This is a genomic window from Bacillus sp. IT-79MI2 (assembly GCF_949768135.1).
Lineage (GTDB): Bacteria > Bacillota > Bacilli > Bacillales > Bacillaceae_G > Bacillus_A > Bacillus_A pseudomycoides.
Genome location: NZ_CATKPV010000095.1, coordinates 34384 through 49595 on the forward strand (window position 1 = coordinate 34384; position 15212 = coordinate 49595).

General features: G+C 35.2%; 18 protein-coding genes and 1 pseudogene. 14 read left to right on the forward strand and 5 right to left on the reverse strand.

Annotated elements, in window-relative coordinates:
• Positions 1 to 117 precede the first annotated feature (117 nt).
• Positions 118 to 435 carry a hypothetical protein gene (locus tag ACM6HU_RS23165; RefSeq protein WP_016116621.1) on the reverse strand — a complete coding sequence of 106 codons (318 nt, stop codon included), beginning with the start codon at positions 433 to 435 and terminating at the stop codon, positions 118 to 120.
• Between the two features lie 167 nt (positions 436 to 602).
• On the opposite strand from ACM6HU_RS23165, the gene ACM6HU_RS23170 reads away from it, so the two are divergent.
• The 5 genes from ACM6HU_RS23170 (at position 603) to ACM6HU_RS23190 (ending at position 6371) form a co-directional block, all read left to right on the forward strand.
• Positions 603 to 1808 (forward strand): argininosuccinate synthase, encoded by a 1206-nt coding sequence (locus ACM6HU_RS23170; protein WP_016132103.1) that lies wholly within the window; start codon positions 603 to 605, stop codon positions 1806 to 1808.
• Complete coding sequence (argH, locus tag ACM6HU_RS23175) at positions 1805 to 3193, forward strand: argininosuccinate lyase (protein WP_016133279.1); 1389 nt, start codon at positions 1805 to 1807, stop codon at positions 3191 to 3193. The genes ACM6HU_RS23170 and argH overlap by 4 nt, the downstream gene beginning before the upstream one ends.
• Positions 3194 to 3483: 290 nt before the next feature.
• On the forward strand, positions 3484 to 3825 hold the full coding sequence (locus tag ACM6HU_RS23180; RefSeq protein ID WP_003201064.1) for a zinc ribbon domain-containing protein YjdM: 342 nt from the start codon (positions 3484 to 3486) through the stop codon (positions 3823 to 3825).
• 971 nt (positions 3826 to 4796) lie between these two features.
• On the forward strand, positions 4797 to 6176 hold the full coding sequence (locus ACM6HU_RS23185; RefSeq protein ID WP_016116618.1) for a catalase: 1380 nt from the start codon (positions 4797 to 4799) through the stop codon (positions 6174 to 6176).
• A 42-nt stretch (positions 6177 to 6218) separates the two neighbouring features.
• Entirely contained in the window at positions 6219 to 6371 is a 153-nt protein-coding gene (locus ACM6HU_RS23190) for a hypothetical protein (RefSeq protein WP_016116617.1), read from the forward strand.
• A gap of 446 nt (positions 6372 to 6817) precedes the next feature.
• On the opposite strand, the gene ACM6HU_RS23195 is transcribed toward ACM6HU_RS23190, so the two are convergent.
• Entirely contained in the window at positions 6818 to 6997 is a 180-nt protein-coding gene (locus ACM6HU_RS23195) for a ProA domain protein (RefSeq protein WP_097835692.1), read from the reverse strand.
• Positions 6998 to 7278: 281 nt separating this feature from the next.
• Positions 7279 to 7737, reverse strand: a complete 459-nt coding sequence (locus ACM6HU_RS23200) for a universal stress protein (RefSeq protein ID WP_006096151.1) — start codon at positions 7735 to 7737, stop codon at positions 7279 to 7281.
• 148 nt (positions 7738 to 7885) lie between these two features.
• Between ACM6HU_RS23200 and ACM6HU_RS23205 the strand changes: the two genes are divergently transcribed.
• Positions 7886 to 8683, forward strand: coding sequence for an SDR family oxidoreductase (locus ACM6HU_RS23205; RefSeq protein WP_016116616.1), 798 nt, complete (start codon positions 7886 to 7888; stop codon positions 8681 to 8683).
• Positions 8684 to 8959: 276 nt separating this feature from the next.
• Positions 8960 to 10093: an alanine dehydrogenase gene (gene ald, locus ACM6HU_RS23210; protein WP_016116615.1), complete on the forward strand. Its 1134-nt coding sequence runs from the start codon at positions 8960 to 8962 to the stop codon at positions 10091 to 10093.
• Positions 10094 to 10255: 162 nt separating this feature from the next.
• Here ald and ACM6HU_RS23215 read toward each other — a convergent pair whose 3' ends face one another.
• Both ACM6HU_RS23215 and ACM6HU_RS23220 read right to left on the reverse strand, forming a co-directional pair.
• Entirely contained in the window at positions 10256 to 10666 is a 411-nt protein-coding gene (locus ACM6HU_RS23215; RefSeq protein WP_016116614.1) for a hypothetical protein, read from the reverse strand.
• 2 nt (positions 10667 to 10668) lie between these two features.
• Positions 10669 to 10926, reverse strand: a pseudogene (locus tag ACM6HU_RS23220) (helix-turn-helix transcriptional regulator).
• Positions 10927 to 11104: 178 nt separating this feature from the next.
• Here ACM6HU_RS23220 and ACM6HU_RS23225 point away from each other — a divergent pair.
• From ACM6HU_RS23225 to ACM6HU_RS23255, 7 genes are all read left to right on the forward strand, one after another.
• A complete protein-coding gene (locus tag ACM6HU_RS23225; RefSeq protein WP_016116613.1) occupies positions 11105 to 11539 on the forward strand; it encodes a hypothetical protein in 435 nt (144 codons plus the stop codon).
• A gap of 248 nt (positions 11540 to 11787) precedes the next feature.
• Entirely contained in the window at positions 11788 to 12006 is a 219-nt protein-coding gene (locus ACM6HU_RS23230; protein ID WP_016116612.1) for a hypothetical protein, read from the forward strand.
• 27 nt (positions 12007 to 12033) lie between these two features.
• Entirely contained in the window at positions 12034 to 12366 is a 333-nt protein-coding gene (locus ACM6HU_RS23235) for a cupin domain-containing protein (RefSeq protein ID WP_016116611.1), read from the forward strand.
• Positions 12363 to 13157 (forward strand): GNAT family N-acetyltransferase, encoded by a 795-nt coding sequence (locus ACM6HU_RS23240; RefSeq protein ID WP_016116610.1) that lies wholly within the window; start codon positions 12363 to 12365, stop codon positions 13155 to 13157. Before ACM6HU_RS23235 ends, ACM6HU_RS23240 begins: the two co-directional genes overlap by 4 nt.
• Before the next feature lie 3 nt (positions 13158 to 13160).
• Entirely contained in the window at positions 13161 to 13505 is a 345-nt protein-coding gene (locus ACM6HU_RS23245; protein WP_016116609.1) for a DUF6176 family protein, read from the forward strand.
• Positions 13506 to 13640: 135 nt separating this feature from the next.
• Positions 13641 to 14150, forward strand: a complete 510-nt coding sequence (locus tag ACM6HU_RS23250) for an RNA polymerase sigma factor (RefSeq protein ID WP_016116608.1) — start codon at positions 13641 to 13643, stop codon at positions 14148 to 14150.
• The gene (locus tag ACM6HU_RS23255; RefSeq protein ID WP_016116607.1) at positions 14131 to 15150 is read left to right on the forward strand and encodes an anti sigma factor C-terminal domain-containing protein; all 1020 of its coding nucleotides are present in this window, start codon (positions 14131 to 14133) and stop codon (positions 15148 to 15150) included. The genes ACM6HU_RS23250 and ACM6HU_RS23255 overlap by 20 nt, the downstream gene beginning before the upstream one ends.
• The last annotated feature ends 62 nt before the right edge of the window (positions 15151 to 15212 follow it).

The window sequence follows — 15212 nt, forward strand, 5'->3', positions numbered from 1 at the left end:
AAGAAGAGATTTATCGGTTAATCGTTTGAATCAACCGAATTTATTAGACTCATATGAAAAAGGATGGAATTACAAATAAAAAAGCATCTATTTGTAGATGCTTTTTTATTTGGCTTATTATTGATGCGCTTTCCCCTCAGATACATTTTGAGTAAGGCGATACCAAAGCCATAAATCGTTAATGATGGAGGCAAGATCAGCGATTTCAGAATTGAGGCTACAGGAAATTTCAAAGTTTTCTTCGTTATTTAAACGATGTTGTTTTTGATTAATATGATATTCAAGTTCTTTTATACGATCAGGTATTTTCCCGCGAATTTGTTCCCACTTTAATAAAATAGCATGCTGCATTTTTTCAGGGATATCTTCCCATTCTACTTGTAAGTCAGGTACTTCTATTCCTAGGTGTTCATCGTATATAAAATATTGTTCCATATAGACACCCCCATTTTCTGTTTTCATTGTATCGAAAAAAAGAAAGAAGTTCGATGGAATTGTTAGAATTTTTTTTGCTAATATCCCTTGATTCATTTTGTGAAAGGTGTTAAAGTGTGAATTAATATTAATGATAATGAATATTTATTCTTTAGGGGGATATGAAAATGGAGAAGAAAAAAGTTGTGTTAGCATATTCCGGAGGTCTTGATACTTCCGTTGCAATTAAATGGTTACAAGAGAAAAATTATGATATCATTGCACTTTGTTTAGATTTAGGGGAAGGTAAAGATTTAGAGTTTGTAAAAGAAAAAGCCATTTCAGTAGGTGCTACTAAATCTTACATGATTGATGTTCAAGAAGAATTCGCGAATGAATATGCATTGACGGCATTGCAAGGTCATACATTATACGAAGGAAAATATCCACTTGTTTCAGCGTTATCACGTCCGTTAATTGCGAAAAAACTAGTAGAAATCGCGGAGCAGGAAGGGGCAAGTGCTGTTGCACATGGATGTACAGGAAAAGGGAACGACCAAGTTCGCTTTGAAGTTTCTATCCAAGCATTAAATCCGTATTTAGAAGTGATTGCGCCAGTACGTGAATGGAAATGGTCACGTGAAGAAGAGATTGCGTATGCAAAAGAAAATGATGTACCGATTCCAATCAATTTAGATAGTCCGTTTTCCATTGACCAAAACTTATGGGGACGTAGCAATGAATGTGGAATTTTAGAAGATCCATGGGCAGCACCTCCAGAAGATGCATATGAAATGACATTAGCATTAGAAGATACACCGAATAAACCAGAGTTTGTAGAAATTGGATTTGAATCAGGGGTACCAACAACATTAAACGGCACTTCTTATTCACTTTCAGAACTTATCAAAACGTTAAATTCGCTTGCTGGAAAACACGGTGTTGGACGTATTGATCATGTAGAAAACCGTCTTGTTGGGATTAAATCACGTGAAGTGTATGAATGTCCAGCGGCAATGACGTTACTTACAGCGCATAAAGAATTAGAAGATTTAACACTTGTAAAAGAAGTCGCTCATTTTAAACCGATGATTGAACAAAAATTAACAGAATTAATTTATAACGGTTTATGGTTCTCACCTTTAAAACAAGCACTTGCTGCTTTCTTACAAGAAACACAAAAATCCGTAACAGGCACAGTACGTGTGAAATTGTTTAAAGGTCATGCAATTGTAGAAGGACGTAAATCAGAATACTCTCTATATGATGAAAAATTAGCGACATATACAGTGGATGATGAATTTAACCATGATGCAGCAGTTGGCTTTATTTCTTTATTTGGTCTTCCAACAAAAGTATACAGCCAAGTGAATCAAAAGAAGGTGGAAGCGTGAGCAAACTTTGGGGAGGTCGCTTTACAGCAGAAGCAGAAGCGTGGGTCGAGGAGTTTGGAGCTTCCATCTCCTTTGACCAGCAATTAGCGAATCAAGATATTGAAGGTAGTATTGCGCATGTTACGATGCTGGCGAAACAGGGAATTGTAACAAAAGAAGAAGCAGAGAAAATAAAAAAAGGTTTACAACATTTACTAGATGAAGCAAAAGAAAATAAGCTTGCGTTTTCTGTCCAAGCTGAGGATATTCATTTAAATATTGAAAAGATGTTAATTGAAAAAATTGGTGAAGTAGGAGGCAAGCTTCATACAGGCCGAAGTCGTAACGATCAAGTTGCTACAGATATGCACTTATATTTAAAGGAAAAAGTGCAGGACATCATAAAGGCTGCGAAGAAATTGCAGAAGGTTCTTGTTCATCAAGCAGAAGAGAATATTGAAACGATTATGCCGGGATATACACATTTACAACGTGCACAGCCAATTTCGTTCGCTCATCATGTGCTTGCATACTTTTGGATGCTAGAGCGCGATGTAAATCGTTATGAAGATTCACTGGGACGCATTAATATTTCTCCGCTTGGCGCAGGTGCGCTTGCAGGGACGACATTTCCGATTGACCGTGCGTATAGCGCAGAGATTCTCGGTTTTGAAGGAATCTATGAAAATAGCTTAGATGCGGTAAGTGACCGTGATTTCATATTAGAGTTTCTTAGCAATTCATCCATATTAATGATGCATTTATCACGTTTTTGTGAAGAGCTCATTTTATGGAGTAGTCAGGAGTTTCAATTTATTGAGATGAGTGACCAGTACGCAACAGGAAGCAGCATTATGCCGCAAAAGAAAAATCCTGATATGGCCGAGCTCATCCGTGGTAAAACAGGAAGAGTATACGGCAACCTATTTAGTTTATTAACGGTAATGAAAGGTTTACCGCTTGCTTATAACAAAGATTTACAAGAAGACAAAGAAGGTATGTTTGATACAGTTAAAACAGTAGAAGGCTGCCTGCACATTATGGCTGGTATGCTAGAAACAATGACTGTAAACAAAGAAAAAATGGGGCAAGCCGTAAAACAAGACTTCTCTAATGCAACAGAAATTGCTGATTACTTAGCAAGCAAAGGACTTCCATTCCGTCAGGCACATGAAATTGTCGGAAAGCTTGTTCTTCATTGCACGCAAAAAGGAATTTATTTATTAGATGTACCGCTAGAAACATATCAAGAGATGAGTCCGTCATTTGAAGAGGATTTATATGAAGTTCTTTCTCCTTATGCAGCGGTGAAACGTCGTAATAGTGCAGGTGGGACAGGGTTCGAACAAATTCAAAAAGCGCTGGAAAAAGCGAAGGTGCTAGTGGGAGAAACCGTAAATTTATAAGGATGAGAGGATACTAAGTTCCATAAAGGAGCAGAGTATCCTCTTTTTTATTACTAGAAAAAATAATAAGTGTGTTAAAGGGGAAAGGAGAGCGCATGATACGATGTACTCTCCTTTTATTTTTTAGAAAACATGTTCATGTAAAGCTGGCTTGTCAATCTGGAAATACTATGGCAGTATATAAGGAACATCCCTGTTTTTTGTGAATTTCAAGTTCGCAATTGTTATGTTTACGAGGATATAAGAAAGGGAATTGAAAGTGATTTTTATAATGGAGGAAATAAAAAAATATGCAAAACTTACCAAACTGCCCGAAATGCAATTCAGAATATACTTATGAAGATGGAAGTCTTTTTGTTTGTCCAGAGTGTGCTCATGAGTGGGCTTTAGAATCAGAAACTGAAAACAGTGAAGGTAAAAAGGTTGTTAAAGATGCAAATGGAAATATCTTAAACGATGGTGATGCTGTAACAGTAATCAAAGACCTGAAAGTAAAAGGAACTTCATCAGTTATAAAAATAGGTACAAAAGTGAAGAGTATCCGTTTGGTTGATGGAGATCATGATATTGATTGCAAAATTGACGGTTTTGGAGCTATGAAATTAAAATCTGAATTTGTTAAAAAGGCATAAAGATAATCATATAAAAGTGATTGAAAAGACGTTCAGTAAGGTGATTTTGTCACGTAATGAATGTCTTTTTATTATGAAAAAAAGGATATACGTTCTTATTGTTGGCTTGAAATAAAGTTTAATCAAAAACACTCTACAAACCCATATTATATGGTAAATAAGAATAATCCATTTTGAAAAAAGATTAATCAAAATGGATTATTCTCTAGCAGTTTTAAGTTATGGTTTTATAAAAAAGTTTAATCATTTTCTACCTTCGATCTTCCAAAATCGCGCCCGGTGGTTGAACAAATATATATATTTTCTCAAAGAGATCAGTTATATAGAAAAATTCTAGGTCACGGTTAAGTTTTTTAAGTCACATTTAAGTTGTTTACTTCACAATCAGTGAGCTAGACTAAACAACATAAATCTTAAAATACAAATTTGTTACATCCCTTTAGATAGCTATATTCAAAAGGGGCAAAGCATCATAACTTTTTTGCAAACATCGCGACTATCTTCAAAACATCGCATCTTTTTTAGAAACATCGTGACTTTATTTTAAATCCACACTTAACAAAGTCAAGTGCAAAACCTATATTGTCTGGCAATCTAAGTTCTGAAAATAAATTCAGGGCGTAACTTAACCTCTTACATTTATTTGAAAGGCTTAAAAAAGTTCTGTTCCTTTTATCACACAAAAATAAGCTTCTATTTAAAGAAGCTTTTCCTTCTTCATATTCATCTTCATCTTTTCATAATTCTACCTGTTCAAAAAGGTCCACTGCATAGGAGTTTTCTTTAACTAGCGGTCTGTTTACACATCGGTTCAAATTCACTTTATATTGCAATTCCCTGAAAAATGCTACTAACTTTAAGAAACTATATTTCTAATGAATGTTGAAAATAAAAGAAGAAGATACATATTCGAGCCTTAAAAATCATATTTAGTAACGATTGATGAAAATTAAATTTTGGAGGCTATAATAATGAATGAAAAGCATCATAAACAGAGGCAAACCTTATTAGAGGAAAGCCATTATGAGAATCGATACCTCTCCAATGAGCCAGCTAAACTTCATTCCCAGACGATCGGATCTGGGGGACCTGTACTGGAACAAGATGGTGTACTACACGAAACCTTACAAGAATTTATTCATGAAAAGATTTTAGAAAGACCTGTTCATGTAAAAGGATTTGGTGCATTTGGTTATTTTCAAACGATATATTCGATGTCCGAACATACAAAACTGAGTTTTTTACAAAATTTTAATCAGAAAGTTCCTGTTATGGTTCGCTTTTCGTTAGCTGTCAGTACGAAAGGAACACCTGATACATCTAGAAATGTAAGTGGTTTTGCTACAAAATTTTATACAGAAGAAGGTGTTTTTGACCTTTTATGTAATCACATTCCTGTCTTTTCTGTTCGTGATGCGATACGATTTCCGGAATTTATTAAAGCATTCTTACCTTCACCAAAAAATAATTTAATTGACCCTGATAGGTTTTGGAGCTTTGTAGCAAGAGCGCCTGAATCAATTCATTTTGTTGTACGTTTATACTCTGATGCTGGTACGGTAAAAAGTCTTCGCCACATTCCAGGACATAGTGTAAATACATATGTTTGGAGAAATGCTCAAGGTATTAGAAAGTACGTTAAATACCATTGGTACCCATTTGAAGGTGTACAATACATTGGTCGCGAAGAAGCAAGTAGACTAGCCGCTGAAAATCCTGATTACGCTGGTAAAAATTTATACGATGCGATTGCGGGTGGTAAACTGGTGGAATATGGATTATATGTCCAGCTCATGGACCCAAAGGATGAAGCAAATCTTTCTTATGATCCTTTAGACGATACAAAAGTATGGGATGAAAAAGAGTATCCCCTAATACCAGTAGGCAAAATGGTATTAAATAAAAATCCTGATAATTATATGGAGCAAGTAGAAAAAGTCGCCTTCTCCCCTTCTAATTTACTAGACGGCGCAGAATTATCTGATGATAAAATACTGCAGGGCCGTGCCAATATTTATAGTGATTCTCAAAGAAGAAGAATTGGAGCTGAATTTCGTAAATTACCGGTTAACCAACAGCAAAATTGGACATCAACTAATCAAATTACAAGTGGTGATGGAAGATATGTTGAAGGCAAACTAGAAAGAACTTCTATAACAAAGCAAGACGATTTTGGGCAGGCTGGTGAATTCTATACGAGGTTAACTCAAATAGAAAAAGAACATCTTGTCGAAAATTTAACTAGTGATTTGAAAGTTATATCTGATGATATTAGAAAGAAAATTATGGAGTATTTCAATAAAGTATCATCTGACTTAGCAAAGAGAATTGAGATTGAAATGAAAAAGTGATAAGAAGATTAAAAAACAACAAAATTAAAAGATGGAACAAAAGTGATTATTGATAAGGATAGTAAAAATACGAAAATTATTCGTTGGAAAAAAGATGGACTTTATCGTGGGATTTCTTTAATTAAATCACCAGATGTTACAAAAGATTACACTATTAAAGACCTTGTAAAAACAGCAGATTCGATTAGCGAGTAATTATTGAACTAACGCATGCGTTAGTTGAACAACATACTAAAAATGTTGTTGTGTAAATGAGGTCATTTGTAGTACAAAAAAGGATAGAAATAGCAGTTTTTATTTCTGCTTTCCTATCCTTTTTGTTTCGGCCTAAAAATGTGTGACATTATATAAAATCATTTAAATATAAATATATTCATTCAATTGCTTGACTTTCAATAAAAAAAGAATAATCAAAATGGCTTCTTTTCTTCTTGAATGAACATTTCGTTTTATAAAAAAGTTTGATTAACACTCACTTAGAATTCTTTAATCGAAAAGGAATAAAACGATGCAACTTTTTTGTAAACGGTATAACTTTCTTTAAAACGGTACATCTTTTTTATAAACAGTACGACTTTATTTCAAAGCTACACTTATATGGAACGTATATCCTCTAATAAGTGTAATGTTAAAGGAGCTTTTTATTCATATTTATGTCTGTTTTCTGTAATACGAATATACTCAATATCCATTAAATCACGGAGTAATGCACCATGGCTCAGCTCAACGCCATGTGTTTCTTTAAAATGCGAACAGATCGTATCGAGCATTTCAAGTTCTTCATCATTTACATCTAAAATAATTCGTTCGTGATCTCCCATGTAGTATCCCCCTTTTCATCTTTTTCTTAGCGTAACCGAACGGATATATTCTATCCTTTGATTTCTAAATTATGTAGATTAGTGTGGTGATAAGTAAAAGAAAGGGATGGATTATGAGGCGTATTTGGTAGTGGCTACACTAATGAGGGGATTATGGTCGTAAAAGTTTCTTCCACTGTTTTTATTTGCGAGTGTTATGGTAATCTTAGCTTGTCTTCATAGGAAAATACATAAAATAAAAAACACCAAATCTGCATAAGACTTGGTGTTTTCGTTATTTATTAAATGTCACCTTGCTCTTCTTCACCACGAACAACAAGGACATCGCATTTTGCATAGCGAATAATATGTTCAGAGACGCTACCGATTAAGAATCGTTCTACAGCGTTTAAACCAGTTGCACCACACATAATTAAATCTACTTTTTGTTTTGGAGCAATTTCTTTTGAGATTTTAGATTTTGGATTACCGAATTCTAATACAGTTTCTACTTTTTCAAGGCCAGCTTCAGTTGCAGTCTTTTTGTAGTCTTCTAATAAATCTTCTGCAAAGAGATTTGCACGCTCAGCGATTGCGCGGCTATATGCCTCTACAGCAGAGTATGCTTTTACATCAACGATATGAGCGATTGTTAATGTTGCGTTGTTGCGCTTTGCGACTTGAATTGCTTTTTTAAAGGCTTTTTCTGCTTCTTTGGAACCGTCCACTGCAATTAAAATATTTGTATATGTATTATTCATAGTAGATTCCTCCCAATTCGTTTTTATAAGCTTTTACAACTTAATTATAAAACAAAATATGGTAACGTGCTTGCCAGAAACGTTACAGAATTTTGAAAACTCTGTTCCAATTCTTTTTAGTTGTAATTGTAGGGAGAACTTGTTACATATGAAGTATAGCAATTTAAAAGGAGGCATGTTTGTGAGACACGCGCTCATTACGGCCGGTACGAAAGGTTTAGGAAAGCAAGTAACAGAGAATTTATTAGCTAAAGGATATTCAGTAACTGTAACATATCATAGCGATATAAGTGCTGTAGAAACAATGAAAGAAAAGTATAAACATATAGAAGAACGTCTGCAGTTCGTACAAGCAGATGTCACGAAAAAAGAAGATTTACATAAAATAGTAGAAGAAGCAATTAGCCGTTTTGGCAAAATTGATTTTTTGATTAATAATGCAGGTCCTTATGTGTTTGAACGTAAAAAGTTAATTGATTATGAAGAAGATGAATGGAATGAAATGATACAAGGGAATTTAACAGCAGTGTTCCGTTTATTAAAACTTGTCGTTCCCATTATGAGGAAGCAGCATTTTGGTCGCATTATCAATTACGGATTTCAAGGGGCAGATAGTGCACCTGGCTGGATGTACCGTTCTGCATTTGCGGCTGCAAAGGTAGGACTTGTTTCGTTAACGAAAACAGTTGCCTATGAAGAAGCGGAATATGGCATTACAGCGAATATGGTTTGTCCAGGAGATATTATTGGTGAAATGAAAGAGGCGACAATTAAGCAGGCGCGTACGATGAAAGACATTAGAACACCAATTGGTAGATCTGGAACAGGTGAAGATATTGCTCGAACAATTTCGTTTCTATGCGAAGAAGATTCCGATATGATTACAGGCACAATTATAGAAGTAACAGGGGCAGTTGATGTTATTCACCGATATCGACCAAAATAGATAAAGTGAAACTTCCATCATTGGGGAGTTTTATCCCTCAATGATGGTTAGCCCTCACCAATCAGGCATTTATGGATAGTGTATCCCCCACCTAATTTTGGGGCTTTTTCATCTTGAGAGGGGGATAGTACTGTCCGTTAATGCGGGGCAAAATCTATCGGAAAACTCGCATTATTTTTTGTCAAATATTGAGATATTATGTTAGAATATAAGAGCGTAGAAAGCGCTTTAAAAAATGATTCAGGGGTCATTTCATAACTCAAGGGGGAATTAATAATGCGTATCGGTATTCCAACAGAAATTAAAAACAACGAAAACCGCGTGGCAATGACGCCAGCTGGTGCTGTACATTTAATACACAATGGTCATGAAGTTTTTGTTCAAAAGGGTGCAGGTTTAGGATCTGGCTTTACAGATGAAGAGTACGTACAAGCTGGAGCGAAACTTGTTGAAACTGCTGAGGAAGCATGGAATCAAGAGATGGTTATGAAGGTAAAAGAGCCAGTAGAAAGCGAATATGGTTATTTCCGCGAAGGTTTAATTTTATTCACATACTTACACTTAGCTCCAGAACCAGAATTAACAAAAGCATTAATTGACAACAAAGTAGTATCAATCGCTTATGAAACAGTACAATTAGACAATCGTTCTTTACCACTACTTGCACCGATGAGTGAAGTAGCTGGTCGTATGTCTGCACAAATCGGTGCGCAATTCCTTGAAAAAAATAAAGGCGGCAAAGGTATCTTACTTGCAGGCGTTCCAGGGGTAAAACGCGGTAAAGTAACAATTATCGGCGGTGGCCAAGCTGGTACAAACGCAGCGAAAATCGCGGTGGGCTTAGGTGCTGACGTAACAATTATCGACTTAAGTGCAGAACGTCTTCGCCAATTAGATGATATTTTTGGCAATCAAGTCAAAACATTAATGTCTAATCCATATAACATTGCAGAAGCTGTAAAAGAATCTGATCTTGTTATCGGTGCGGTATTAATTCCAGGTGCAAAAGCTCCAAAACTTGTAACAGAAGAAATGATTAAATCAATGGAACCAGGTTCTGTTGTAGTAGATATCGCAATCGACCAAGGTGGTATTTTCGAAACAACTGACCGCATTACAACTCATGATAACCCAACTTATGAAAAATACGGTGTTGTTCATTATGCAGTTGCAAACATGCCAGGTGCGGTTCCACGTACATCAACTCTTGCATTAACAAACGTAACAGTACCATATGCAGTACAAATTGCTAACAAAGGCTACAAACAAGCTTGCCTAGGCAATACTGCATTATTAAAAGGTATTAACACATTAGACGGCTATGTAACATTCGAAGCAGTTGCAGAAGCTCACGGCTTACAATACGCTGATGCGAAAGAGCTTCTTGAAAAAGCTCCTGCTTTATCATAATAGAAATGATTGTGAGGCCTTCCTTGTATAAGGAGGGTCTTTTTGTATTTGGCGGCGGAACATACATATAATATGTTCTATCAGTCCGGGATTGTCTTTGCTGAAAAAGAAAAATACAAGAGATTGTTGTTAATATTTTTTAATTGCTTCCTTTTTTATCACTTATTGGTCTAGTTTCTTTACAATTTTCAAGCCGAACATCATTGTGAAGAAAAGAACTCCTATCACGTAATATAGAACATATTCTACTCGTATCATCGTATTCTTATTGGTTATATATAAAACAAATAGTATCACTGCACCAATCAAGTGAGACAGTCCAAAAATTTGAGCATAAAGTTTCAAACTCAACTTTTCAATTCGTTCGTCCATCTCTGGTAATGGATACTCTCCTGCTCCTGTATTCTTCTTAAAGAATAATTTCCTTAAGAGTCCAAACACCGATGAGAAGATGATAAACCCTACAGCATACATAAGGCTCACTTCAAGGCCTGCATCAAAATAAAAGAATACAGTTCCTAATAAAAGAATGGTAATATACGATGCTGTTTGTTGAGTAGAATTATTTTTCACTATTATTCCTCCCCAGTTTTATCTAATTGAAATAAATCCTCCACTTTACGATCAAAAAACTCACATCGTTTTAAGGCTAATTCTAAGCTGGGGTTATATTTGTTCTTCTAGATGGCGATGAGGGATTGCCTGGTGATGTTAACAGCAGAAGCAAGTTGCTCTTGGGTGATGTCTCTAACAACGCGGAATTGTTTTACTTTATTTGTGGCCAAATCCACAATTTCTCCTTTGTGCAAATTTATTACATTGATTTTAACCATTTTTCAGGTAATTTGTAAATGTAACTTTACAAAAAGTAAAGGGAACATTACTGTTACATAGCTAGATTTAGAGAGTATTTTTATTTTGAAAACCTTTTAATTGGTATATTTTTCTTGTTTGCAGAGCTCTCCATATGGTAGTTTGTAATTGTATGCGGAAAATAAAAGAGGTGATGTCATGGGGAGAAAGAGTAGGAAGAAAAAACAGATAAAACAGCAGAAATATATAAAGAAAAAGCAGGAACAGAATATATCGTTTGAAAAGAAATTGGCTCTTAGGATAGAGAAAATAGCAAGATATATTAGCATGATCATTTATGTAATTGTATGCATGTTTCTGTTAGGGGGATTTTACCAATTAGAAATAACACCTGAATTTTTGGAAGAAACCTTAGGGGTCATTGCTTTAATGGTAGCAGTGGGTATGTTTTTTGTGCTGTTTGATACAATATGGCCAAGCCGTGAAAGTGAAAAAGATAAGAAAAGAAAGCAGAAAAGGAAACGCTCTTCTTATTCCTCCAATTCATCAAGTGGATTTGTAAACTATAGCGATAACGATTGTAGTAGTTCAGGTGATAGTGGAGGAGGAGATTGTGGAGGCGGTGGAGATTAAAACTGAAATTAATTTGCTATGAAATGTTTTACTATTCAGAATGATGAAGAATGACGTTAATAAAATGAAGCTTCAATCAGTAGGGACTTCATCCACCACTGATGGTTACTCCTCACCAATCGGGCTTTTTACGTGCAGTCATCCCCCTAACTTTTGAGGGACTTGCTTCCAGTTAATGCGGGATAAAAATAGATTAAAAAATGAGAGCGCTAGAATGGAATAGAACGTTGCGGAAAGGGTGCATAGCAATGAACTTAGCAAAAGAGTCAGAAGAAAAAGTACAAGAGAAAAGTGAACTGAATGAAATGAAAGAAGCAATTGTTAAATTAGAACAAAGTGTACAAGAGTTAAAAGAAGAAGTAAAAAAGGTAAGGAAGAAAAAACAGGAAAAAGATATTGATTTTGGAACAATCGGCTTTTGGATTTGTATGATGATTATTGCACTTGGATGGTTTTGGGGGAAATAGTAAATGGATTAGGGGATGGGAATAACGATGGAGAAGGTAAACCTATTAGAACTTACAAAAGATATTACAGAAGGGCACAAAAATTTTGTTGTATCAAATGTGAATAATCATTGTTTACGGATTGCGGTATTTACAGGGGAATATGATTGGCACTTTCACTCCAATTCGGATGAGCTATTTATGGTACTCGAGGGAGAATTGCTTATCGATTTTCAAGATAAGGATACAGCTGTATTAAAACCAAATGATTCGATTTTAATTCCAGCAGGTACCATTCACCGAACGAGGGCACTACAGCGAACTGTTAATCTTTGTTTTGAAAACTTAGATGCGGATACGGTTATTGTGGAGAACGTATGAGAAAGTTAGCGTTAGCAGAATATCATACGGTTCTTCCGGTTTTAGAAAAGAACAAACAGACATCTACTTTTGCCTATGCAGTATGCAATCGAATAATAGATGGTGAGATTTTTGTAAATGAGAGATTAACAGTGGGAATGATTGTGACTGTTAATGGAATTTACTACCTGTTTGGAGATACACATGATCAGGAATTTCAACATACTTTGTTTTCTTATATTGAAAATGACGTTTTAACAACGGAGAAGCGATTCTCATTATTTGTTTCTAGCATAGAGTGGGAAAGCATTATTGAAAATCATTTCAAGGATTCTTTTAGAAAAATTCCTCGAAAAAAAATTCTATTTCAGAGAGATATCTTCGAAGATAGGAAAAGAGAATTAGATGATTCTACATACAAGGTTATGCGGATTGATAGAAACATAATCGAAAAAAGTACTGAATTTACGGAACAGTATTATACAGAATATTGGGGTTCAAAAGAAGCGTTCTTGAAGGCTGGTTTTGGATTTTGTATTCTGCAAGATGAAAAAGTAGTAGCTGAATGCGTCTCGATTTTTAGGAGTAATCGTTTTGCTGAAATTGACATCGCAACACATCCAAACTATCAAGGAAAAGGGTTTGCTCAATTAGTCGCCACTTATTTTATAGAACATTGCATACAAAATGGTATTACGCCGTGCTGGGATTGTAATGTGGATAATATACCCTCACAAAGACTTGCTAGTAAACTAGGTTTTGATCATCCAGTGGAATATGTTTTATATGTACGTAAGAAAGTAGAGGGATAAAACATGAATGTTGAATTAACAAGATTCAAAGTGAAGTCAGGGAAAAGTCACCGTGTTGATGAATGGATGAAGATGTTAAATGACCATATGAAAGAAGTGCTTTTGACATTAAACGACGAGAAAATGTATGTAGAGACAATTTTCCGGGAAATAAGAGATGGAGAAGAGTATTTATATTGGTATTCTGTGCAAGGGGAAGGCGGGATAGATGTCGAAGCTTCTCGGCACGAAGTTGATAAAAAGCATTTGGAATTTTGGTATGAATGTATTGATGAGGAAGCGCCCGCTGCTAATATGGAAACAGAGGTTGTCATGATTCAAGATGTTGTCAAAGAAGCGATGAAGTAATAGAATGGTATTCTTTGTATGGAACGAAAAGAGCGCATCAAAATAGATGGGCTTTTTTGTTTGCAAAAATTTTTTTGGGGAAAGTTGTATACATTTTAAGCTCTCAAACGTTGAGTATGTAGAAGGGAGAGCAGAATGAGTTATGATACGTTTGAATCATTATTGATAGAAAAGTCAAAAGCTGTTTATGGATACTTAATTAAGATCGGCGCAGAAAGAAAGGAAGCAGAAGATATCGTACAAGATACGTTGTATAAAGCTCTTCTGCTTATGGAGGAAATACCGTTAGAACGATTAACACCATGGTTATTCCGCGTTGCGATTAATCAGCATCGTGATTTATACCGGAAAGAAAAACGATTAAATCCAGTTGCGATTGAATCAGTTGTTCTTATTAGTCAAAAATCATTAGACGAAGTTCTTTTGACAAGTGAGCTTCAAGGAGAAGTACAAGAAATACTAGAGACGATGACAGAAGATTATCGGCATATGTTATTGCTGAAATATGAGTATGAACTCTCTTATAAAGAAATTGCCGTTTTATTAAGTATGAAAGAAGAAACAGTGAAAACAAGTTTGTACCGTGCGCGGAATCAATTTAAGAAATTGTATAGGAGGAAGAATGATGAGTCGGAAGGACTTTGAGCTGGATATGGATGAGAAGCAGATGAAGGTTTTGATGAAGAGAGCGAAGCGGAAACAACTTTTGCGAAACTGGATTATTTCTATTTGTGCGTCTGTTGTAGTTATCGTAGGACTGTTTTTAGGAACAGCATATTTTTCACAACAAACTTTTGAAAGGATGGAAAGACAAGTGGCTGCGTTACATACTGTCCAAGGACCGAATATACGCTTTAGTGGCAGTGTTAATTTAAGTAATAGTATGATAGGTCGAACCATCATATATAACTCTTATAAAAATATAGCGGGACAACCAGTGAAATGGGCAAATGAGATGTATGAATCAGGTGTATGGAATTATAGGATGATGCACTATAATGGTGAACTTGTTAGGTTAGATGAGGAAGAGGTAAATAAAGAGGGAGAGACTATTAAGTTACCAGATTATAATGTTCAAACAATGCAAAGGGAAATGAGGTTTTACTTGCCTTTCGTTACGTATGAAAATTATGTGAATGATTTAAAGGACATTGGAGAGCTGCAAAATAAAGTTGCGGAAATAGCGTTATCTTTTGATAAAGCATATACGGCTGAGCAAATTGTGGAGATGTTACCAAAAGGTATACAACCTGTTTGGTTTTGGGCTGATACATATAATGAAAAAAAGGCCGATACGTATGTAGGATTAAAGGATCCTCAGAGTGGTGCGGTATTAAATGCTGAAATGGCTATAAAAGTATTTGGCTTTGAAGGGAGTTATGCAAAAGCGCGAGAAAATATTAAAAATGATTTAACAAGAAATTCAAAAGAATTTCTGGATCAAATGAAGTATTTAGCAGAGAATAGTGAGGGTATACCAAACGATTATTTTAATCAATATTATAAAGAAATTAAAAATACACCATCAAAGGACCTACCAATCTACGGCGTAGTCGTAACAGGAAAGACAGAGAATTTAAAAAATTTACAAAGTTCACCGTATATAAAAGCAGCTGTAAGAGGTGTAACAGTTGAGAAATATTGATTACAAAACATTAATTAGAATAATCTGAAAATTTATGGTATAATATGGAGAAAAGGGGGCCT